Source organism: Thalassospira xiamenensis M-5 = DSM 17429, from assembly GCF_000300235.2.
Taxonomy (GTDB): Bacteria; Pseudomonadota; Alphaproteobacteria; order Rhodospirillales; family Thalassospiraceae; genus Thalassospira; species Thalassospira xiamenensis.
This window is the reverse complement of the sequence record NZ_CP004388.1, coordinates 1,767,588-1,789,243: the sequence shown is the minus strand read 5'-3', so window position 1 is coordinate 1,789,243 and position 21,656 is coordinate 1,767,588. Positions and strand designations below refer to the sequence as shown.

General features: G+C 56.2%; 26 protein-coding genes and 2 tRNA genes. 15 read left to right on the top strand and 13 right to left on the bottom strand.

All coding sequences use genetic code 11. The features are described from left to right. Window positions 1-34 precede the first annotated feature (34 nt). The 5 genes from TH3_RS08450 to rpmF all read left to right on the top strand — a co-directional run bounded on the left by TH3_RS08450 (window position 35) and on the right by rpmF (window position 3,240). Entirely contained in the window at window positions 35-745 is a 711-nt protein-coding gene (locus tag TH3_RS08450; RefSeq protein WP_007090025.1) for an alanyl-tRNA editing protein, read from the top strand. Between the two features lie 169 nt (window positions 746-914). Continuing rightward, window positions 915-1,772: a sulfurtransferase gene (locus tag TH3_RS08445; RefSeq protein WP_007090026.1), complete on the top strand. Its 858-nt coding sequence runs from the start codon at window positions 915-917 to the stop codon at window positions 1,770-1,772. Between the two features lie 24 nt (window positions 1,773-1,796). Then, complete coding sequence (locus tag TH3_RS22360) at window positions 1,797-2,348, top strand: GNAT family N-acetyltransferase (protein WP_167710562.1); 552 nt, start codon at window positions 1,797-1,799, stop codon at window positions 2,346-2,348. Continuing rightward, window positions 2,345-3,019 carry a GNAT family N-acetyltransferase gene (locus tag TH3_RS08435; protein WP_007090028.1) on the top strand — a complete coding sequence of 225 codons (675 nt, stop codon included), beginning with the start codon at window positions 2,345-2,347 and terminating at the stop codon, window positions 3,017-3,019. Before TH3_RS22360 ends, TH3_RS08435 begins: the two co-directional genes overlap by 4 nt. A 41-nt stretch (window positions 3,020-3,060) precedes the next feature. After that, on the top strand, window positions 3,061-3,240 hold the full coding sequence (gene rpmF, locus TH3_RS08430) for a 50S ribosomal protein L32 (protein ID WP_007090029.1): 180 nt from the start codon (window positions 3,061-3,063) through the stop codon (window positions 3,238-3,240). A gap of 127 nt (window positions 3,241-3,367) precedes the next feature. On the opposite strand, the gene TH3_RS08425 is transcribed toward rpmF, so the two are convergent. After that, the gene (locus TH3_RS08425) at window positions 3,368-4,324 is read right to left on the bottom strand and encodes a threonine ammonia-lyase (protein ID WP_007090030.1); all 957 of its coding nucleotides are present in this window, start codon (window positions 4,322-4,324) and stop codon (window positions 3,368-3,370) included. 233 nt (window positions 4,325-4,557) lie between these two features. Here TH3_RS08425 and metC point away from each other — a divergent pair, with 233 nt between their 5' ends. Further along, the gene (metC, locus tag TH3_RS08420; RefSeq protein ID WP_007090031.1) at window positions 4,558-5,742 is read left to right on the top strand and encodes a cystathionine beta-lyase; all 1,185 of its coding nucleotides are present in this window, start codon (window positions 4,558-4,560) and stop codon (window positions 5,740-5,742) included. A gap of 65 nt (window positions 5,743-5,807) precedes the next feature. On the opposite strand, the gene TH3_RS08415 is transcribed toward metC, so the two are convergent. From TH3_RS08415 to TH3_RS08400, 4 genes are all read right to left on the bottom strand, one after another. Next, the gene (locus tag TH3_RS08415) at window positions 5,808-6,317 is read right to left on the bottom strand and encodes a DUF3429 domain-containing protein (protein WP_007090032.1); all 510 of its coding nucleotides are present in this window, start codon (window positions 6,315-6,317) and stop codon (window positions 5,808-5,810) included. 61 nt (window positions 6,318-6,378) lie between these two features. Continuing rightward, window positions 6,379-7,185 carry a metal ABC transporter permease gene (locus tag TH3_RS08410; RefSeq protein ID WP_202965961.1) on the bottom strand — a complete coding sequence of 269 codons (807 nt, stop codon included), beginning with the start codon at window positions 7,183-7,185 and terminating at the stop codon, window positions 6,379-6,381. Continuing rightward, window positions 7,182-8,027 carry a zinc ABC transporter ATP-binding protein ZnuC gene (znuC, locus tag TH3_RS08405; RefSeq protein ID WP_007090034.1) on the bottom strand — a complete coding sequence of 282 codons (846 nt, stop codon included), beginning with the start codon at window positions 8,025-8,027 and terminating at the stop codon, window positions 7,182-7,184. Before znuC ends, TH3_RS08410 begins: the two co-directional genes overlap by 4 nt. After that, window positions 8,008-8,484, bottom strand: coding sequence for a Fur family transcriptional regulator (locus TH3_RS08400; protein ID WP_007090035.1), 477 nt, complete (start codon window positions 8,482-8,484; stop codon window positions 8,008-8,010). Before TH3_RS08400 ends, znuC begins: the two co-directional genes overlap by 20 nt. Before the next feature lie 134 nt (window positions 8,485-8,618). Here TH3_RS08400 and hisI point away from each other — a divergent pair, with 134 nt between their 5' ends. The 6 genes from hisI to TH3_RS08365 all read left to right on the top strand — a co-directional run bounded on the left by hisI (window position 8,619) and on the right by TH3_RS08365 (window position 13,865). Then, on the top strand, window positions 8,619-9,023 hold the full coding sequence (gene hisI / locus TH3_RS08395) for a phosphoribosyl-AMP cyclohydrolase (protein WP_007090036.1): 405 nt from the start codon (window positions 8,619-8,621) through the stop codon (window positions 9,021-9,023). Between the two features lie 9 nt (window positions 9,024-9,032). After that, on the top strand, window positions 9,033-10,169 hold the full coding sequence (locus tag TH3_RS08390) for a CobW family GTP-binding protein (protein ID WP_007090037.1): 1,137 nt from the start codon (window positions 9,033-9,035) through the stop codon (window positions 10,167-10,169). Between the two features lie 311 nt (window positions 10,170-10,480). Then, window positions 10,481-11,311, top strand: a complete 831-nt coding sequence (locus TH3_RS08385) for an aldo/keto reductase (protein ID WP_007090038.1) — start codon at window positions 10,481-10,483, stop codon at window positions 11,309-11,311. 296 nt (window positions 11,312-11,607) lie between these two features. Next, the gene (locus TH3_RS08375) at window positions 11,608-12,246 is read left to right on the top strand and encodes a YitT family protein (protein ID WP_007090040.1); all 639 of its coding nucleotides are present in this window, start codon (window positions 11,608-11,610) and stop codon (window positions 12,244-12,246) included. A 289-nt stretch (window positions 12,247-12,535) separates the two neighbouring features. Then, window positions 12,536-13,108 (top strand): hypothetical protein, encoded by a 573-nt coding sequence (locus TH3_RS08370; RefSeq protein ID WP_007090041.1) that lies wholly within the window; start codon window positions 12,536-12,538, stop codon window positions 13,106-13,108. Between the two features lie 139 nt (window positions 13,109-13,247). Next, window positions 13,248-13,865 (top strand): hypothetical protein, encoded by a 618-nt coding sequence (locus tag TH3_RS08365; protein ID WP_007090042.1) that lies wholly within the window; start codon window positions 13,248-13,250, stop codon window positions 13,863-13,865. Between the two features lie 3 nt (window positions 13,866-13,868). Here the strand turns inward: TH3_RS08365 and TH3_RS08360 are convergent. The 5 genes from TH3_RS08360 to TH3_RS08340 form a co-directional block, all read right to left on the bottom strand. Further along, a tRNA-Arg gene (locus TH3_RS08360) sits at window positions 13,869-13,945 on the bottom strand. Window positions 13,946-14,095: 150 nt separating this feature from the next. Beyond that, on the bottom strand, window positions 14,096-14,389 hold the full coding sequence (locus TH3_RS08355) for an ETC complex I subunit (RefSeq protein WP_007090043.1): 294 nt from the start codon (window positions 14,387-14,389) through the stop codon (window positions 14,096-14,098). Window positions 14,390-14,516: 127 nt separating this feature from the next. After that, window positions 14,517-14,593: transfer RNA gene (locus TH3_RS08350), tRNA-Pro, on the bottom strand. A 183-nt stretch (window positions 14,594-14,776) separates the two neighbouring features. Next, window positions 14,777-15,223, bottom strand: coding sequence for a DUF192 domain-containing protein (locus TH3_RS08345; RefSeq protein WP_007090044.1), 447 nt, complete (start codon window positions 15,221-15,223; stop codon window positions 14,777-14,779). Next, entirely contained in the window at window positions 15,220-16,380 is a 1,161-nt protein-coding gene (locus tag TH3_RS08340) for an acetoin utilization protein AcuC (RefSeq protein ID WP_007090045.1), read from the bottom strand. Before TH3_RS08340 ends, TH3_RS08345 begins: the two co-directional genes overlap by 4 nt. Before the next feature lie 135 nt (window positions 16,381-16,515). Here TH3_RS08340 and TH3_RS08335 point away from each other — a divergent pair, with 135 nt between their 5' ends. Continuing rightward, complete coding sequence (locus TH3_RS08335) at window positions 16,516-16,821, top strand: DUF6506 family protein (protein WP_007090046.1); 306 nt, start codon at window positions 16,516-16,518, stop codon at window positions 16,819-16,821. Between the two features lie 45 nt (window positions 16,822-16,866). Next, a complete protein-coding gene (locus TH3_RS08330; protein ID WP_007090047.1) occupies window positions 16,867-17,946 on the top strand; it encodes an alpha/beta hydrolase family protein in 1,080 nt (359 codons plus the stop codon). 35 nt (window positions 17,947-17,981) lie between these two features. On the opposite strand, the gene TH3_RS08325 is transcribed toward TH3_RS08330, so the two are convergent. The 3 genes from TH3_RS08325 to TH3_RS08315 form a co-directional block, all read right to left on the bottom strand. Continuing rightward, on the bottom strand, window positions 17,982-18,578 hold the full coding sequence (locus TH3_RS08325) for a GNAT family N-acetyltransferase (protein WP_007090048.1): 597 nt from the start codon (window positions 18,576-18,578) through the stop codon (window positions 17,982-17,984). Window positions 18,579-18,656: 78 nt separating this feature from the next. Continuing rightward, a complete protein-coding gene (locus tag TH3_RS08320) occupies window positions 18,657-18,851 on the bottom strand; it encodes a DUF3008 family protein (protein ID WP_007090049.1) in 195 nt (64 codons plus the stop codon). Window positions 18,852-19,021: 170 nt separating this feature from the next. Continuing rightward, complete coding sequence (locus TH3_RS08315; RefSeq protein ID WP_007090050.1) at window positions 19,022-20,167, bottom strand: citrate/2-methylcitrate synthase; 1,146 nt, start codon at window positions 20,165-20,167, stop codon at window positions 19,022-19,024. A gap of 101 nt (window positions 20,168-20,268) precedes the next feature. On the opposite strand from TH3_RS08315, the gene TH3_RS08310 reads away from it, so the two are divergent. Continuing rightward, on the top strand, window positions 20,269-21,654 hold the full coding sequence (locus TH3_RS08310) for a CoA transferase (protein WP_007090051.1): 1,386 nt from the start codon (window positions 20,269-20,271) through the stop codon (window positions 21,652-21,654). Window positions 21,655-21,656: the final 2 nt, after the last annotated feature.

The window sequence follows — 21,656 nt, the reverse complement described above, 5'->3', positions numbered from 1 at the left end:
CGCGATCTGATCGCCACCAAGTATGGAGGAGTCTGTGACCCGCCTTTTATTTCGTGAAGACGCCTATCGCCGGAACTGTGACGCCAAAGTCATCTCGATCTCGGACCGCGGCATTGAACTGGACCAAACCGTGTTTTACGCCACCGCCGGCGGCCAGACCGGCGATGTCGGGATTTTCAAAACCGCCGATGGCCGTGAAATGCCGGTCGCAACCACGATCAAGGACCGCGACAGCGGCAAAGTCCTGCATATCATCGCCGATGGTCACGACCTGCCCGCAATCGGCGACACGATCACGGCCGAACTGGATTGGGAAACCCGCCACCGCCTGATGCGCTTTCACACCTGCCTGCATTTGCTGTGTGCAATTGTCGAAGGCGACGTCACAGGTGGCAATATCGCCGCCCACAAGGCGCGGCTTGATTTCAACCTGCCCGATGAAGCGCCTGACAAGGATGAACTGACCGCAAGACTGAACGAACTGATCGCACGCAATGCCGAGGTCTATGACGGTGAAATCAGCGTGGCAGAGCTTAAAGCCAATCCGGAACTGGTTCGCACCATGTCGGTACAGCCGCCAATGGATGGAAACAGCATCCGCACAGTCACGATAGAGGGCATCGATTATCAGCCCTGCGGCGGTACGCATGTCAAAAGTACGGCCGAAATCGGCAGGGTTCTGGTTGCCAAGATCGAAAAGAAAGGCCGCCAGAACCGCCGCATCAATATCGTCTTTGATGAATGAATTCCCCGGAAACGCGCAATCGGCATATCCACAAATCAAGTCGGGATATTGCCATGCGCTTTCAGGACGGATAGAAATTAAAACAAGAAACATTTGAGTTTGAAGATACAGATCTGCGGAAACGCCCCGGATCGCGCAATACCCACCATTGCAAACCGGAGTCTCTTTGATGACCAACCCAACTTCCGACGCACTGGTCTCCACCCAGTGGCTTGCGGATCACCTTGATGCACCCGACGTTCGTGTCGTCGATGCCAGCTGGTACATGCCCGCCCAGAACAAAAATGCGCGCGAGATTTATAACGCGCAGCACATTCAGGGCGCGGTCTTCTTTGATATTGACGAAATCGCCGCCGACGATAGCGCACCCCTTCCCCACATGATGCCCGACGCGATCAAATTTTCGGCCAAGGTCCGCAAGCTTGGCCTTGGCGACGGTGTGCGCATCGTGGTTTATGGCCAGACGGGGTCCGCCCTTGCCGCCTGCCGGGTATGGTGGATGCTGCGCCATTTCGGGCATCACGATGTCGCCGTGCTTGATGGCGGCCTGCCGAAATGGCTGGCGGAAAACCGCCCGGTGACCGATGCACCAACCCCGCCGCGCGAACGCCATTTCACCGCGCGCGCCAACAGCTTCCTTTTGCGCGAATATGATCAGGTGCTGGCAAACGTCAAAAGCAAACGCGAACAGCTTGTCGATGCCCGCGCAACCGAACGCTTCACCGGCGATGCCGACGAACCCTGGGGCAAGGCTGGCCATGTGCCGGGTTCCTATAACCTGCCGTTTGACAGGCTCCTGAATGCTGACGGCACCTTCAAGGATGCCGATGCCATTCGCACCGCCTTCCATGATGCCGGTGTCAATCTTGATAAATCGGTTGTCACATCCTGCGGCTCGGGCGTGACCGCCTGCGTGCTTGCCCTTGGTGCCTATATCGCCGGAAAAAAGGAAGTCGCGGTTTATGACGGTTCCTGGGCCGAATGGGCCAGCACGGAGGGAAGCCCGGTCGACAAGGGCCCGGCATAACGCCAACCATCAACAGATATGAAAATGCCCGGTTCCCTCACCCTGTCCCAAACCGATGCCGCCACGAACAAAGCGGCAGGCAAAAGTGACAGAAAGGAAGAACCGGGCTTTTTTCTTGAAAGACTGCAATCCCCGACCACGCACGATATCGCCGCCATCGGCGACCTCTGGCATAAATCCGGGCTGACCGGACCGGGCTACGATGCTGGTCGTGATCTCGCCACATGCCTGAATTCCGGGCGCGGCAGCGTGATTTTGGCACGATCGGCAAAAGACGCTACAATCATCGGCACAATCATGGCCGGTCATGACGGTGAAAGTGGCTGGGTTCATTATCTTGCCGTGGCCAACGATGCGCGCGGCACCGGCCTTGGATCGGGTCTTTTGGCCCTGGCCGAGGATATCCTTGCCGCCACCGGCCTTGCTGTAAACAAGGTCACGGTCACAGACCCGGCAGTGCATGATTTTTATCGCAAGCTCGGTTATGAAATTGTCGAAACTGTCCCACGAACCAACACGCAAATATCTGAAATCGGCACCGATTTTGTGGTTATGCGAAAAAGGCTGAAGTCATGAGTGCATCCAACCCGCGCAAGCTGGAAGTCGTCATCACCTTCCTTGAAATGCTTGATCCGCCAGATCGCCCTGCGGCAACCATCCCGCCGGGCAAGGTCGCCATCGTGCGCGCCGAAAACCCCACCCTGTCCTTTTATCGTTACCTTTATGATACGGTCGGCGAACCGTGGCTGTGGTGGTTCCGCCGCCTGATGGGCGATGACGAGCTTGCCGAAATTCTGGCCCGCCCCGAAACCCACGTTTACGTTTTATATGTCGGCGGCGTCCCGGCCGGTTTTGCCGAACTTGACCTGACCGATCTTGAAGAAAACGGCGTGATCGACCTGCATTATATGGGCCTGATCCCCGATTTCATCGGCAAGGGGTATGGCAAATACCTTCTGAACTGGGCGATTGACACTGCCTGGGGCCTTAAACCGCAACGCATAACAGTCAATACATGTTCGCTGGATCATCCAAGTGCTTTGGGGGCTTACCAGAAGGCAGGCTTTGGTGTATACGACCAGCGAACAGATATTGTTGACGATCCGCGTGATACCGGCCTGATTCCGGCCATCGACCATCATGTTGATCATGATGCCGGTGCCGATCACGGCAAAAAAGCCGAAAGGTCGCAGGAAAATGAAAATTCCGGCACTTTGATCGTTGACTTTCCCGACCGCGCACGTTAACAAGCGCGCCTGAGTTTACCCAAGCCAGAGGATGATGACCCATGGCAGTGCCAAAGAAAAAAGTGACCAAGTCCCGTCAGGGCATGCGTCGCTCGCATGACAAGCTCGCCAAGGGCTCGTACCGCGAAGACAAAGAAACCGGCGAACTGCATCGCCCGCACCACATTGATCCGAACACCGGTATGTACCGTGGTCGTCAGGTGGTAGAGCCGAAGATGTAATTCCGCACCGGAGGGCTTTGGCTCTTTGGCGGTTTGCGACGCTACAAGTTTCCACGCCATCCGTTTTTCGGATGGCGTTTGGTTTAAAAAAGGACGAAGCCCAGCGGTTTCGTCCTTTTTTATTTGATCACGCCATCCCGTCCGAACCGGTACCGCAAATCACGACCCCGATCTTGCCGGGGCTTTCAACACCCAGCCGGTCAGAAGCCACTGCGGCAATCCCGGCAGCCGCCGAAAGCTCCACGGCAATTCCCAATTCCCGCCAAAGCCAGCGTGCCGCATCGCGCATTTCATCATCGCTGACCAGAACGATCCGGTCGACATTCCTGCTAATCAGATCAACATTCAACGCCGATGACTGACGCGGCGCCAGACTGGTTGCCGCCGTATTCACACTTGGCAATGTCGCGACCTCGTTATGCTTGAGGCTCTCGAACAAGGTCGGGGCACCGGTCGGCTCGACCCCGATCACCCGGATTGAGGGCCGCAAAAGCTTGGCCGCTGTCGCCACCCCTGAAATAAGCCCGCCACCGCCAATCGCCACCACCAGCGTATCAAGGTCGGCCTGCTGTTCAAGCATCTCAAGCGCAATCGTGCCCTGCCCTGCAATCACCTTTGGATCGGCAAAGGGATGGATATAGGCCATGCCGCTTTCACGCGCATGATCCATGGCTGCCCGGTTGGCATCGTCCCAGACCGCCCCGGTCAATGCGACGTCAACGCCCTGCTTGCGCAGCTTTTCGACCTTGGGCTTTGGCGTATTGGTTGGCAGGAATATCTTGACCGGCACGCCCAGCACACGGGCCGCGTTGATCACCCCCATGCCATGATTGCCCCCCGATGCGGTACAAAGGCCCACGGCGCGTTTGTCTTCATCAAGGGCAAGGGCGGCATTCATCGCGCCGCGTGCTTTGAACGAACCCGATATCTGCATGTTTTCAAGCTTCAGATACAAATCCGGAATATGATCCCGGTCGGGAAAAACCGACTTGTCGCCATAAATACCGGCGGCAAATACCGGCGTCAGGCGCATATGATCGGAAATGGCACGACGCGCGGCGCGAAAATCCTGAAGTTCAAGCACGGGGCCTCCTGCAAGTCGGATAGTGTTAAACGGGCTTTACCTGTTGTAACGCGGCCCGGAACCGGACGCGAGGCATAAGGCTTGAAATATCGCAAAATGCCGGTTTCACAACTCTTTGCGGTGAAAAAACCTTGAACCCGATGATCTGAAATGCTTTGAGTTATAGAAGAAATTCAAGGCCCCGCGCGTCGTCGCATCGTCACCCCCGACGCATCCAAGGAGAAAAGCCACCCATGTCAGGTCACCGCCCCCAAAAGCCCGCAACCCAACTGGTCCATGCCGGTCGCCGATCCAGCGAATATCACGGCGTGGTCAACCCGCCGGTTCTTCATGCCTCGACCATCCTGTTTGAAAGCCTGGCCGACCTTGAAAAGGCCGGCTCATCCGCACCGGGCAAGGTGACCTATGGACGGCACGGAACCCCGACACGCTTCCTGCTCGAAGAAGCCGTGGCCGAGCTCGAAGGTGGCTTTGGCACCCTATGCGTATCGTCCGGGGTGGCGGCAATCACCAATGCGATCCTCGCCTTTGTCAAACCGGGCGATCATATTCTGGTCACCGACAGCACCTATTACCCGACGCGCAATCTGTGCAACACGTTTCTGAAACGCTTTGGCGTTGAAACCGAATATTACGATCCGGCCATCGGCGGTGATATCGCGGGCCTGATCCGCGATAACACCGCCTTTGTCTGGTGCGAAAGCCCCGGCTCGCTGACCTTTGAAATGCAGGATATCCCGGCGATTTCGGCGGCGGCCCGTGCACGCGGTGTCAAGGTATTGCTCGATAACACCTGGGCATCGCCACTTTTGTGCCGCCCGTTTGATATGGGGGTTGATGTATCGGTGCAGGCTGGCACGAAATACATCGTCGGTCATTCCGACGTCATGCTGGGCACGATCACCACCGCCACCGAAGAAGACCTTCTGACGATTAAAAAACAGATCATCATATCGGGCGACGCGGTTGGTCCCGATGATTGCTATCTCGCACAACGCGGGCTTCGCACCCTTGGCGTGCGCCTGCGCCAGCATCATGAAAGCGGCATCAAGGTCGCCCAATGGCTGCAAACCCGCCCCGAAGTCAAACGCGTCCTGCACCCGGCCCTGCCCGATGATCCGGGCCATGCGATCTGGAAACGCGACTTCACCGGCGCATCGGGCCTGTTTTCCTTTATCCTGAAGCCGGTCACAAAGCCACAACTTGCCAATATGGTCGATCATATGGACCTGTTTGGCATGGGATTTAGCTGGGGTGGCTTCGAAAGCCTGATCCTGCCATCCGATCCGAAAAACATCCGCACCGCAACCAAATGGGACGAAGACGGCCAACTGATCCGCCTGCATGTCGGCCTTGAAGACACCGACGACCTGATCGCCGATCTGGAAGCAGGTCTTGCCCGTCTGGCAAAAGACTAAGATATCCCGCAGTCAAACGCAAAAGGGCGCCAGAATTATTTCGGCGCCCTTTTTGCAGAATCATCCTATACCCACGCAAAAAGCAAAGAGGCCACAACCACCGCCGAAAGAATCACACGCAAATTGCCATACCATTCCGGCAAAGAACCGATCCTGACCATAAACAGATCAATCAGAAGCATTGCGGCAAAACTCGCCGCCAGGATCGGCAGCGCGATAAATCCTGGCACCAGCAACGCACCCCACCCGAATAGCGACGGGGTCACACTGATCGCAAGCGGCCCCCACAAGGTTTTATCCTCAAGTCGGCCACGCTCTGGCGGTACAATCGCTCTTCCCCAGTGCACACCACCCAAAAAGGAAAGAATCACCGCCCCGTAAGCCATCAACGAAAACTGCGCATAAGACTGATGAGCTGGCGATAAGAACTCGCCCCCAAATGAGAGCACCATGAAAGGTATGGCGCCCGTCAACCCGAACCAGCGCGCAGCAGGTGGAATAACCGCAAAAAATCCATCCCTCCTGATCGCGCGAATTGAACCGGGTTGCTGCGGTGAATTGGTTGCGTCTTCCATGACGAGCTCCGTTTGGGCGTAAGATGCTCGTTCTACGTTATTTTATCCCTGACTGATCACCTCAGCACGCCTGGAAACGGCGCAGAATGGGAACCATCATCGCACTCAGGACAAACAGCCCCGCCGCCGAAATCACGATGCTTGGCCCGGCCGGGCTGTCGACATGCCACGAAAGGCTGATCCCCGCCATGACCGATGCCGCCCCGAACAGGGCCGCACCAATTGCCATCTGCTCGGGCGTTCTGGCAAAAAACCGCGCACTGGCAGCCGGAACAATCAAAAGGGCCGTGATCAGAAGAACCCCGACAATCTTGATCGCCATGCCGATCACAAGCGCCATCAGCAGCATGAAAACCAGACGCAGCCGTTCGACCGGAATGCTTTCAGCCGCGGCAATTTCCGGGCTGACAGTCAGGGCGAGCAACGGCCGCCACATCCAGATCAGCACCAGAAGGGCCAATCCACCGCCCAGCCCCAGAAGCCAGATATCGGCAACATTGACCGCCAGAATATCACCAAACAGATAGGCCATCAGATCAACCGCAATCCCCTGCACAAAGGCAAGGGCCACCATGCCAAGGGCCAGTGTCGAATGCGCAAGCATCCCCAGAACCGTATCGCTGCCAAGGCGGCTCTGGCGTTGCCCGATGGCAAGGATCAGGGCGGCGGCAAGGCAGGTGGCAATCATCCCGATCCGGACATCGACCCCCATCAAAAGTCCAAGTGCGACACCCAGCAACGCCGAATGCGCCAGCGTATCGCCAAAAAACGCCATCCGCCGCCAGACGATAAACGCCCCGAACGGCCCGCAGACAAATGCCAGCAAAATCCCGCCGATCACCGCACGGGTCAGAAAATCATCCATCATTGCGGCCGCCATATCCGATCTTTTTCGTCGATTTCTTCTTCATGATGATGATGTCCATGCGCGCATCCCGGCCCATGTACGTGCCTATGACCATGATCATGCCCGCCATCGACAATATGCCCGGCAAGGTCATGTTCGTGATCATGCGCATGGGTATAAATGCCAATCGCATCCGCCGCCTGATTGCCAAACAGGGATCGGTATTCAGGATGCTGGCGCACGGTTTCAGGAATCCCCGAACAACAGACATGCCGGTTAAAGCACACCACCTGATCGGTCTTGGCCATCACCAGATGCAGATCATGCGAAATCATCAGTACCGCACAATTAAGCTCGGCCCGGATATCATCAATAAGGCGGTAAAGTTCCGCCTGCCCGGTCACGTCAACCCCCTGGGTCGGCTCATCAAGCACCAGCAATTCCGGGCGCAGCAACAATGTCCGCGCCAGCATCACACGCTGCGTCTCGCCGCCTGAAAGGCTGCTCATCTGATTGTCGATCACATGGCTGGCACCGACCTGATCCAGAACCTTCTGGCAGTCCACCCGCGATGCCGACCGGGTCAGTGTCAGGAACCGCTTCACCGTCATCGGCAAAACCTGATCAATCGCAAGCTTTTGCGGCACATAACCAATACGAAGACCGGGTTTGCGGGTGACTTCGCCCTGATCGGCCTGCTGAAGCCCCAGAAGCGTCTTGACCAGTGTTGATTTACCCGCCCCGTTTGGCCCGATCAGGGTCATGATCTCGCCCGCCATGATCGAAAGCGACACGTTATCAAGCACCCGTTCATTGCCAAAGGACAGGATCAGCCCCCGCCCTTCAATGAGTGGTGCAGTCATGGCACAGGCCCTTGATTTCAACAGTGGTGGCTTCGATCTTAAATCCGACCTGTCTCGCCGCCTTGCGGACCGCGATGCTCACATCCTCATCCACCGTTTCGGCAACCCGGCCACATCGGGTACAAATGAAATACTGCCCCAGATGATCGCAATCAGGCTGATCACAGCCGAAATAGGCATTAAGTGACTCAATACGATGCACCAGCCCAAGATCGGTCAGGAATTCCAGCGCCCGATACACGGTGGGCGGCTGCACCCGCTGCCCTTCAGACTGCAACGCATCAAGCAGCTCATAGGCCGTCACCGCCTTGTGCGATTGCCAGATCAGGCTGAACACCTTGCGGCGCATATCGGTAAAACGCGCATTTTCCGCCTCGCAGACTTTCTCTGCCTGCGCGATTGCGCTATCGATACATCTGTCGTGATCGTGGCCCTTTTTCGGGAAAAGATCGGTCATGTCGCACATCCGAAGTCACGCCGGGCGATTTGCATTAATCTGCAAAAAGCCATGGCACAGGGTGATATGTTATAATATATCATTTCTTGACGCCACTGCCGCGAAAAGTCAACAACCATCGACCGGAGCCTTCGATGACCAGCGCCACCACCAACGCAAAGATTGCCGACAAACTGAAATTCAATGAAAGCGGCCTGATCCCGGCAATCGCCCAGCAACATGACAGTGGCGAGGTCCTGATGATGGCCTGGATGAACCGCGATGCGGTGATCGAAACGCTTGAAACCGGCCGGGTCTGCTATTACTCGCGCTCGCGTGGCAAGCTCTGGCGCAAGGGTGAAAGCTCCGGCCAGGTACAGAAACTGATCGATTTCCGCTATGACTGCGATCAGGACACGGTTCTGATACAGGTCGATCAGCTTGGCGTTGCCTGCCACACCGGGCGTCGCAACTGTTTCTATTTCGCCGCCCGCGATGGCGAGGAAGTGGTGATTTCCCAACCCGAAATCGCCGTCGAAGACCTTTACGGCAAAAAGTAAGCATCAGACATGGCGATTTCCGACGAACAGTTTGACCGCGTTGCCACCACCGTTATCACGGGCTTCCTTGGCAGTGGCAAAACAACCCTTCTCAATGCCCTTCTGGCTCACGACGGCATGGCAAAGACCGCCGTTCTGATCAATGAATTTGGCGAAATCGGGCTTGATCACCTTCTGGTCCGCGAGGTGTCCGAGGATGTCGTATTGCTGAATTCCGGCTGCATCTGCTGTTCGGTGCGCGGCGATCTGATTTCGGGCTTGCGTGATCTGTTTGTCAAACGCACCCGTGGCGAGGTACCGGAATTCGACCGGGTCATCATCGAAACCACCGGCTTGGCCGACCCGGCCCCGATCCTGCATACCCTGATGACCGATCCGCTGCTCACGGCCAAATTCCGCCTTGATAGTGTGGTCACCACCGTCGATGCCCTGCATGGCGCGGGGCAGCTTGATGACCATCCCGAAAGCGTCAAACAGGCCGCCGTTGCCGACCGCATCCTGATCACCAAATCCGATCTGGCCGACGCCGAAACGCGCGAACGCCTTGAAACCCGCCTGCGCCAACTTAACCCGGCCGCCCCGATCCATGCCGTCACCATGGGTGATATTGACCCGGCCAAACTGTTCAATGCCGGGCTGTATGACCCGGCGACCAAAAGCATGGATGTGCAGAAATGGCTGCGCGACGAGGCCTATGAACAGCACGGCGACAATCATCAGGATCATCACGACGGGCATGATCACGCGCATGACCACCATGACCACGATCACGATCATGATCACCACCACCACGCGCATTCCCACGACGTCAACCGGCATAACGACCATATCCGGTCCTTCTGCATCACCTTTGACGAACCGCTGCATTGGGATGCATTTGTCACCTGGGCGGAAATCTTCACCCAGATGCGCGGCGAAAGCCTTTTGCGCGTCAAGGGCATCCTGAACCTTGTCGGCGAAAGCAACCCGGTCGCGATCCATGCCGTGCAGCATGTTTTTCATCCACCCGCCACCCTGCCCGCATGGCCTGATGAGGATCGCCGATCAAAAATCGTCTTCATCACCAGGGATCTCGGGCCGCAGGTCATCCGGGAATCGCTCTATCACCTGAATGCCGCCGTCTCGGAAACGACTGAGAATACCTGAATTTTTCGGCATTTGAGCCACATCAAGGCATTCAACCCGAAATTGGATCAGATTGGGTCTTGGCTTGATACAGCCTCACTCTAAGTCCTGAACTTCGGGCGATCCCACATGTGGTGATCGCCCTTTTTCTTGCCGTTTTTCATGGGCATTCTATCCCCTCGCCAAACCGAAGGACAGCATCCACCATCCAACCGTACAGGTTGCGCTGCTGTTGCGCTGCACTAAATCTGTCGCAGGTTGGCAAAGCTGTCCTCAGTTTTCCGAAACTCTCAAAACAATCAATCAAATCAAATCGAAGGGGGTAGAACATCATGATTTTCCGGAACTGGCAGGGTACGAAAATCCCCGCACTTGGCTTTGGAACATACGAGCTCGATAACGCAAGTGCCGAACATATGGTCGCCGAAGCCGCCAAAATCGGTTACCGCCATTTCGATACCGCCCAGATGTATCATAACGAGGAAGGGGTTGGTCGCGGGCTCAAGGCATCCGGCCTTTCACGTGATGACTACTTCCTCACCACCAAAATCTGGCCCGACAATTTCCAAAGCGGCGATCTGCAAACCTCCGTGGTCGAAAGCCTGCGCAAGCTTGATCTCGACCATGTCGATCTTTTGCTGCTCCATTGGCCCAATGATGACATTCCGCTGCGCGAAACCATCGCAGCGCTGAACGAGGTCAAAAACCTCGGCATGACGCACCTGATCGGGATTTCCAACTTCCCGACCGCCCTGATCGAACGCGCCGTCGGCCACAGCGATTTTCCCCTTGCCGTCAATCAGGTCGAATATCACCCCTATCTTGACCAGTCCAAGGTGCTTGAATGCCTCCGCAGCCATGACATGCTGCTGACCGCCTATTGCCCGCTGGCACGTGCCAAGGTGATGAATGACGAAACGCTGGTTGCCATCGGCAAGGCCTATGGCAAATCACCGGCACAGGTCACCTTGCGCTGGCTGCTGCAACAGGATGGCGTCATGGCGATCCCGAAATCCGGCTCACCCAAAAACGCCAAGGCCAATTTCGATATCTTTGATTTCGAACTCTCCGATACCGACATGGCCGACATCAACGAACTCGCCCGGCCCGACGGCCGCCTGATCGATCCCGATTTCGCCCCCGAATGGGATCAGGCCGCCTGAACCAGCGGCACCGCCCACCACCGCCCACCCCCGTCATTCCCGCGAAAGCGGGAATCCAGCCAGCGGTAAAGAAATGGATTCCGGGTCTGCGCTTCGCTCCGCCCGGAATGACGGAAAAGAACAAAACCACGCATAAAACCATCAAGACCGGCCCCCGACAGGCCGGTCTTTTGCGTTAAATCCCCCCGCCCCGCCAAAAACCGCCGAATTTCCCCCGGTCGCCACCCCCGGCTTGTTTCGCACATGCGAAAAGCGTAATTTGATAGCCTGTTCAATCCGTAACCGGCGATTCCTTCATGACCAGCACCACAACCCACACCGCCGAAACCACCAAACCCGATCTCGGCCATCGTCTGTACGAAGATGTGCTGGCGCTTCTGCTCGGCACCATGGTCGTATCGCTGGGTGTGATGCTTTATAGCGAAAGCGTGCTGGTCACCGGCAGCACGGCGGGCGCGGCCCTTCTGATCGAACATGCCACCGGCATCGGTTTTGGCGTGATCTTCTTTGCGATCAATCTGCCGTTTTACGGGCTGGCCTTCAAACGCATGGGCCTTGCCTTCACCATCAAGACCTTCATCGCGGTCGGGCTTGTCTCGCTGTTTTCAAAACTGATGCCGATGTGGATCGATTTTTCGATGCTCAACCCGATCTTCGCCGCGATTGCCGGGGGTGCGCTGATGGGGATCGGTCTTCTGATGCTGTTTCGCCACCGTGCCGGCTTGGGCGGGATCAATATCCTTGCCCTGTATCTGCAAGAACATTTCGGCATCCGCGCGGGCTATTTCCAGCTCGCCGTCGATCTGGTCATCCTCGCCTGCGCCTTCCTGACCCTGCCGTTTGACAAGGTCCTGCTCTCGATCCTCGGTGCGGTCGTGCTCAACCTGATCATCGCGCTTAATCACCGCCCGGGTCGCTACCTCGCTGCGAGATAACCCGTCCTAACGCCACCTTACTGATATTTCCGCCGCCGAAAGACCGCAGGATCAGCGGGCGCATCACCCCCGGATATGAATTGATGGCCCCGAAGGGCCTCAAAAACACAACTAAAAGATTAAAGCCATAAGATTTATTCTTCCTATGGCTGGGTTGATAGAGGTGGCGATGCAAACAAACTTCGCCCTAAAACTCACAATTGTATATTAGAAAATCATCTGAACTGAGTTTACACTATCAATTATATGGTTACATATCGGCTACGTCTCTCCAAAAACAGGACATATAATGCGCGATAACTTTTTGCCATTGGCCATTGCTTTAGGAGTTTTAGGGATATTTTCGGTAGGATGGGCCGCTGGGTATGTTGCTTCAGAACATAACTCTTGGATGCTGTTTAGTGATCACCCATTCAGACTACAATGGGAAGTTCTTCTGGGAGGAGCCACCGCCTTACTTGGCGGTTATTTAGCTTATCGCGGGGCGGTAGAGCCATCGAAGCGAGCTCAAAAACGTAAACTACAGATATTCCAAAAGAAGGTCAGACAATCTCTTGAAGTATTTCTGATCCTTAGCGATCCAGAACCTTCTCAAACTCAAAGAATTCTTCAAACATTGGAGCTTAAGGATTCAGATGAGAATATGCCAAGTAATTTAGCAAATAAAGAAGCCCTTAAAATCGCAAATAATATGCCTCTCCTATCGGATTCCATTTTCACGATAGAACTCGATCAAATTATTGATCAAATAACCCGCGACCTTAAATTTTACACCATGAGAAACGTAAACCAGATAAACAGAAGGAAAAATATTATTCAACAACTTAATAAGTTAGATATTTATGTCAAACGACACACTTAACCAGTCATACACGATAATTTCTTAAAGGTTATCAGAAATGGATGTGCCTCGCCCGCTTCGCCGCAACCGTCGCCCGCCCCATTCAGGCGTGAGCCTGCGGCTCTCATGAGTTAACAATGAGATTAGACAGTATAAAATCATGAAAGACGTAGATAAACACAAAAATGAATCATCAACCACAAACCTTCTAGTCTTATTTGGTTTTGTATTAGGAATGTTCGCGGGAGGAGCAGCGTACTCTATCCTCGAATACTCAGATAAAATTGACTATCCAATGGTGGCATCAACAATCGTCATAGCAATATTCACGGCTGTACTTTGCGCCTTGCAATGGAAACACTCACAACATCAAAAAATTGTATCAAGAGCCAATTATTCTGTATCACTTCACGAAAAACGCGTTGAAACATTTCATGCAGCTAGGCAGTACTTAATTTATGTTCGTTTCGGGATTACGACAGACAAGGAAGTTCGAAACGAGGCCCAACGGTTAATATCAACAGCAGATTTTATATTTCCGTCGTCCGCGTCCGAATACCTAAAAGAATTAGCTCGAAAATGCGAAGATTATGAACTCACCAATCTTCGATTTGATCGATATGTTTCTCGACCATATCGCTCTGAGACCATAGAAAACACGATAAACGATTGCATCCAGCGACTTGACAGTCTGGACGCATGGTTCAAGGAACATGGAACGGTAGAGGCCCTGCGAGAGGCGCTAGGCAAATATCTTACTTTGCCCTCAAGCATATAAAAATGGCGATCCCTGCAGGACTCGAACCTGCAACCTACAGATTAGAAGTCTGTTGCTCTATCCAGTTGAGCTAAGGGACCGCTGTGGGGGCCGGTTGGTGCCCCGGGGCAAAGCATTGGACGCCTGCCCGGCATGATAGAATATCTTTTCAGTCTTTAACGTCTTCTGTCAGACGAACGGGGCGGAAACCGCCCCGATGATGGTGATCGGCCGTCTTGCTGGCCGAGGGATCAGACGACGCGTTTGAACGCGAAGTTATCGGCATAGGCCTGCACCCGGCGGACGCGCGATTTCGGCTGTTCGATATCGGCAATCAGCTTGTGACGGGCGGCAAATGCCTGTGCTTCCTCAAGACTATCGAAATACATGCGCACCTGGCCGCGGGTATCGGTCGAACCGATCCAGCCCATAAGCTGATCAGCAACCTTCTTTGCACCCGGTTCAAATTCCATCACCCAGTGTTTGGTCGCCGCACGACCGGACTGCATGGCGTTTTTGGCAGGTTTGTAAACACGGACCTTCATCGGGACCCTCGTCTTGACCGTCGGATAAGATAACATGAATGCGGGGCTCTCTAACACCCGCTGTCTCGTCATCTTTTACACCTTTTGCCGGCACATGAAAACGTGTCCGTATGGCAAAAGGGAAAAATGGTCGGGAAGGCGAGATTCGAACTCGCGACCCCCTGCTCCCAAAGCAGGTACGCTACCAGACTGCGCTACTCCCCGACGCGGATGTGGATTTAGCACCATAATTCCGCACGGGCAAGACCGCATTATGCGTTTTTTGCCCGGATTGGAAATAAAATGCAGGTCAAAAACCAAAGGCCGCAGAAATCATCCGCGGCCTTGCTATTGCTGATTGAGGATCGCGTGGCCGCAACGGGCCTATCCCGGGTGCCTATGGCATGCCTAGCGCGGCAGCCCCTCGACCTTCTCGCCAACTTCAAATCCCAACCGGTCCGCCGAACCGCCATTAAGTTCCAGAACAAAGCGCACCGGCTTTGGCCCCGGAATGATGGTTTCGGATTTCGGTACCGTGCGTTTTTCAATCCCGACAATCACGCCATTCTTGTCGATAAACAGCATATCAAGCGAAATGAAGGTATTCTTCATCCACATTGAAATGTCGCTGGCGCGGCCAAAATCAAACAGCATCCCGGCATCCTCGGCCATTTCGGTGCGGAACATCAATCCGCGCGACCGTTCATCGGGTGTAACCGCCATTTCAACATTGAAAACCTTGCCATCCACCAGCAGGCGCGATCGTTCAAACCCCGTCGCCTTTGCATTCAGCCCCGCCATCACGGCAGCACTGATAAAGCAAACGACCAAGGTCATTTGAATGAACGACTTCATAACCCATACCCCTTCAGTCTTTGGACGCGTGTCCTGACTTCGTCACGTATGTCCCCGCCGCGCCACGGATCTTTAATGCTGGTCAGCATTTTTTCGTCCGGCTGCTTTCCACGGCTATGCGTCCATTTTACGGCACGCAGGATATTTTCCGCTGTGATGGTTAACACAGGTGGTATTTCGATTTCGTTTACAACCGCCCACACCCCGGACCAACAGCGCGCAACCCCATAAGGGTTATATCCTCCGCCCCCCAGTACCAGACACCTGGGTGCCATTTTGATCATGGCCCCGACCACGTCCCAAATGGCCTGATTGCCAAGCATCTGTCTGGATAATGGATCTTCTGCTAATATATCACATCCACATTGCAAAACAATGGCTTGTGGTGAGAACTTCTGCGCAAGCGGCATGAAATATTCATGAAGGACATAACGCATCTCGTCATCATGCATGCCACTTGGCATCGGCAGGTTCCGCGCCATTCCCCCGGCGACATCATCAATCGTCCCGGTGCGCGGCCATAACCCTTCTTCATGCATCGAAACCGTCAAAACACGGTCATCATCGGCAAAGGCAATCTGCACACCATCCCCGTGATGGGCATCAATATCAAGGTAAAGCACCCGATCCAGCCCCGAATCGAGCAGTTCAAGAATGCCCAGAACCGGGTCATTGAAGTAGCAAAACCCCGATGCCCGATCACGCAATCCATGATGCGTACCCCCCGCCGGATGATGGATGATTCCGCCATCGGCAATCAGACGTGCGGCCATGATCGATGATCCGGCCGCCGTCGCCGGGCGCCGGAAAATTTCCGGATAGATCGGGTTGCCGTTTTTACCCAACCCGTATCTGACCATCATGTCATCGGGCAACATCTGGTCACGTTCGGCCTGTGCCACGGCGGCGATATAGTCGGGATCGTGAAAGCGTGCCAATTGTGCCGGCGTCGCCACCGGCCCGGTCAGGTAGTTTTCCCCATCGACCCAACCCATCGCATGCACCATATCCACCACCAGCGACACCCGCGGGATCGACAGGGGGTGTTTGGGCCCGTAACTCGACCCGCGATAAATCTCGGCCGCAATCATGCGCGGACGAATATCGTGGCGGCGATGATCGGGATAATTCAGAACAGGTTCATCAGATGGCATCATCACCGATCATGCTTCATTCGGGCTGGGCTCGTTGGGGCATCGCAGGATTGACGCGCAAACGCATCCGCGTAACTCTGCTCCCGGAACACTTTCTCTTTTCTTAAACGCCCTTTTAATTAAACGACAGGCCGCCCCATGCCGATCAAAAACTATGCCTTTCTGATCAAGGCCGACGGATACCCGGTACGTGGCACACAAACCACCCTGCCCGGCGATGGCTTCACCACCCATATCTTTGCCGCGTCAAATATCGCGGCCCTGATCGTTGCGGCGCAAAACTTTGCCCAAAACGGGATAGAGGTCATTGAAACCTGTGGCGGTTTTTCCGATACGGATTTTGATGCGGTCAAAAACGCACTTGATGGCCGCGTCGCCCTTGGCCGGGTCACGTTTGACGCCGCCAATCAGGCCCTTCTGACCCGTTTCATGACATCGTCCTGATCGCTCTCAATCCATCGTCATCACCAACCCGTCGGAGCCCCGCCCGTGCCCGGAAAAACGTCAAAACGCCACCGCCTTTTCGCGGGGCTTGCGATCCTGATCATCGTTATTGTCATTGGCGCTGGCTTTGCCCTTTCGGGGCTTGCCGATTTTGATCTTGAAGGCCGCAATACCCGCCTTGTCGAATTTGACGATCACGGCAACCGGCTTTCGGGCACCCTGATCCTGCCCGACGATAATGCGGCGGCCAATACCGCCCCGATTGTCCTTCTGATCCATGGCGACGGCCCGCAGGACCGCTTTTCAAATGACGGTTACCTGCCGCTGATCAACAGCCTGCTTGATGACGGGATCGGTGTGTATAGCTGGGACAAGGCCGGTATTGGCAACAGCACGGGCAACTGGCTTGATCAATCCATGAATGATCGCGCCAACGAGGCGATGTCGGCCTTCGCCGCCCTTCGCAACCTTGATGGCAATCAAAACCGCAAAATCGGCTTTCTGGGGTTTTCGCAGGCCGGCTGGGTCATCCCCGATATCGCCAATCGCCTGCCCGATGCCGCCTTTCACATCCTGATCGGCGCGGCAGTCAATTGGCAGCATCAGGGCACCTATTACATGCGAACGCGGCTTGAGGCCCTTGGCACCCGGCCCGATGAAATCGCCATGCGCATTGCAACCGCGCACAATATGGATGACCGGATTTTCGGCCCCGACAGCACATATCAGGATTATCTCGCCATGCCCCATGATCAGGAAGTCATGTCACAGGACCGCTATGAATTTGTGAAACGCAATATCGGATCAGACGCCACCGGGCCGCTTGAAACAGTCACGTCGCCCCTGCTTGCCATATGGGGCGAAGATGACCTCAATGTTGATGCGGCTTATAATGCAACGATCTATCGCAAGCTTGCCCTGCCCAACAATCGCGCAAACAGGGTCATCACCCTTCCCGATGCGACGCACGGGCTGCTGCGCAGCCGCCTGTTTAATTATCAGCTTGCCGATCAGATGCCCGACATCGTCAAACTGGCCTTTGTCGTGATGGGGCGGCATGCCTATGCCCCCGGCGCGATGGATCACATCACCACCTGGATCAAACAGATCACGCAAAGCCCATAGCCCGGCGCGCTAAAGCATTTTGTGTTTAATCCGCATCAAACCGGCAACATCATAGTCGTTGCCTTGCGAAACCCGAACAGATGGCAAAGCAGGCCAAGCTCCTGCACCTCGCCCGCAACAAAGCCGCATCGTTCATAAAGCGCCCGGGCGCGCGGATTGGTATCGATCACGTCAAGCCGCACCTGCGCCAGATTGCCCGCCCGGGCTTCATGTGCAATCCCGTCCAGAAGTGCCGTCCCGACACCCCTGCCGCGCGCATCAGGATCAACAAAAATGCCGTCCATCAACAGCACCCCCTCGGACAGATCCCGTTCAAGAATATCGATCAGAACCCCGCGCCACAATCCGCCCCACGCGCCATAAATCGCGCAGATATCCGATAGCTTCCCGCCAATAAACGCCCCCGCGGGCGTTTTGAAACCGGCAATGCCAAGCAGATCACCATCGGGCGACACTGCACTGATCGCATGCGCCGGATCAACAACCCGCCTCAGGAATCGCAACGCCTTGTCCTCCGGCTTCAACACCGGGGCAAGCTTCTGGCGAAACGCCTGCCAGAAAAGATCAAGTGCCTTGTCGATATGGCCATCTTCGATGCCATGACAAATGGAAAAAGGCTGCCGATCCTGCATCTGTACCTTCCGCGATCCTGTCGATCCGAAAAAGATAACCGGACGGCCTGATTTCACAAGCCAGGGATGTGATACCGATCACGATCCCGACTTGGTTTTGTGCTCCGGTTTGCCCTTGCGCTGGCCCGATGCCAGTTCCTCAAGCTCCTCCTCGGACATGCTTTCTGCCATCTCGCGCGCAGCCCCGGTCAGTTCGCTCTTTTTCTGCTCACCACGCTTGACCGAAAGCGCCAGACCGGCGGCTTTCTGCTGGGATTTCGATTTTGCAGGCATTGTCTCGTCCTTCGTTACCGTTTGCCCTGTTTATCAAACAAACCAGACCGGCACGTGTTCCGAAATGACGATAAAAACGCGCGCGCATGCTGCAACGCCCCAACCGTCACTCCCGCGAACGCGGGAGTCCATCGCGCCACAAGCTCAATGCCGCCAAATACCTCACACCCTCACCCGGCCACAGCCGCCCTTGGCCGAATGATCTTCCCACTTTGGCGCTGCTCGAACAGATGCGCGATCCAGCCTGCCATGCGCCCGACGGCAAAAATGCCAAGCCCGGCCCCTTTGGGAAGATCAAGCTCGCGTTCCAGCAACGCCAGACCGAAATCAAGGCTGGGATATTGCCCGGTTTCGGCGGTCACCCGGTCTGCTATCCGCGCCCAGAACGCATCCCCCACCTGCCCGCAAGATTGCATGATCGCGCGTGTGCGCGGATCACCATCGGGATAAAGCGGATGGCCGAACCCCGGCGGCACGCCATCCTGCACCGGATCAATCTTGCGCTTTTCCACCCGGTCCATCCATGCCCGGCAGCGCGGCGTTAACCCGCCATGTCGACTGCCCGATAATGTCGCCAACCCCGCCAGCAACGACGCCGGAACACTCGCCCCTGCCGATGCCGCCACCCGCACCGCATAGGCCGACGCATTCAATTCATGATCGGCACACAGCACAAGCGCGCGGCGCAGCAAATCCACGGCCTCTGGTCTCTTTGGCCACGCGCGCGCCAGCATCACATGGATCGGACTTTCACCGTCATCGCGCATACCCGCCGCCGCCAAGGCCGCAAGCCGCATCAGCTTCGCCGCTGCCGGGCGGCCATCCCCGGCAGGATGGTTTGTCACCTCGCCCGCCATCATCGCAATCATCCGGTCAAACGGTGTGGCATGATTGGCCGGGATGAAATCGGGCGCGCAACACCGATCCTGATCGACCCGAAGACCTGCCAGAAGCCGTGCAGCATCTTCAAGCGTCATGGTATCGGCAAGCACCACCGCATCCCTGCCGCGATAGAAAAACCGCCCATCGGCAATGCGGGTGATTTTCGACACCAGTATGGGCTCGCCCCAGTCAATCGTCGATGCCGCCACCGATTGCCGCGACCGGCCGCGTTTTTTACCCGCGATGATTTTGCGCACATCGCGATGGTCATACAGGCTTTTGCGCGCGTCCCCCGGATGGGCAATGGCGCGCACGATCCCGCGGCTGACATAGGCATAAAGCGTATCGCGCGATATGCCGGTCGCCGCACAGACTTCCTGTGCCGACAGCGTGAAAAATGCCGTTTCATTCATCGGATCATCAAGATTTTTCATATTGATTATCTTGATCAAGATTGACGATTTGTCCAGCCCCGCGTGATCCTTGGCCGATCAAAATCCCCCGCGCCACCCATGCGGAAAAAGGAGCCACCAACATGACCGCCATGACCAACAAGCCCAACCCGTTCATCACCCCGATCACCGCTGCCCTTGCTCTTCCGGGCGCAACAAACGCCCTGCCCGATATCAAAATCACCGGCACGGACGCCCTGCCATCCTTCTTTGCCGTGACCGATCTTGCGACCGCGTCCATCGGTATCGCATCCGCCATGATTTCCCGCTATCGCGGTTTGGCCACCGGTGATCAGGCTGGCGTCACCATTGATCAACGGCTGGCATCAAAATGGTTTGATATGACGATCCGTCCGATGGGCTGGGAATTGCCGCCGGTCTGGGACGCGATTGCAGGTGACTATCAAACCGCCGATGGCTGGATACGGCTTCACACCAACGCCCCGCATCACCGCACCGCCGCCCTGTCGGTTCTGGGCGATTATCCGGATCGCCAGGCCCTCGCCCCCATTGTCGCAAACTGGAAATCCGATGACCTCGAAACCGCAATCATTGCGGCGGGCGGCTGTGCCGCCACCATGCGCAGCCTCGATGACTGGCAATCCCACCCGCAGGGGGCGGCAATTGCAGCCGAACCGCTGATCGGCTGGCAGGATCACGGCACATTCACCAAATCGCGCCACGTTATCCGACCCGACCGCCCCTTGGCCGGAATGCGCGTGCTTGACCTGACCCGCGTTCTGGCTGGTCCGGTCGCCGGGCGGTTTCTGGCGGCCTATGGTGCCGATGTCCTGCGCATCGACCCGCCCCACTGGGACGAGGGCGCGGTAATCCCCGAAATCACCCTTGGAAAACGCTGTGCCGGGCTTGACCTCAAACGTGCCGAAGATCGCCAAACATTTGAAAGCCTTCTGGCGGGTGCCGATATCCTGCTGCATGGCTATCGCCCCGATGCCCTGCCCGGTCTTGGCTATGGCGCGGATGAACTTCGCCGCATCAATCCCGGTCTGATCGATGTGACACTCTGCGCCTATGGCTGGACCGGCCCGTGGGCCAAGCGGCGCGGCTTTGACAGCTTGGTCCAAATGAGCTGCGGCATCGCCGATTTCGGCATGAAACAGGCCGATGCGCCAAAACCAACGCCCCTTCCCGTTCAGGCCCTTGACCACGCCACCGGCTATCTGATGGCGGCAAGCACGATCCAAGCCCTGTTGCTCCGCAGCCAGACCGGCCAGATCACCACCGCCCGCCATTCGCTCGCCCGCACCGCCCATCTGCTTTGCCAGACCGCACAACCGACCCGAACCCAAACCATCGCCCCCGAAACCGAAAACGACATCGCCCCACATCTCGAAACCACAAGCTGGGGCAAGGCCCGGCGCGTTCGTTTCCCGGCCACCATTGATGGCGTCGCACATGGTTGGGATCACCCGGCAGGACGGCTTTTATCCAGCGCGGCAGCGTGGTAAGC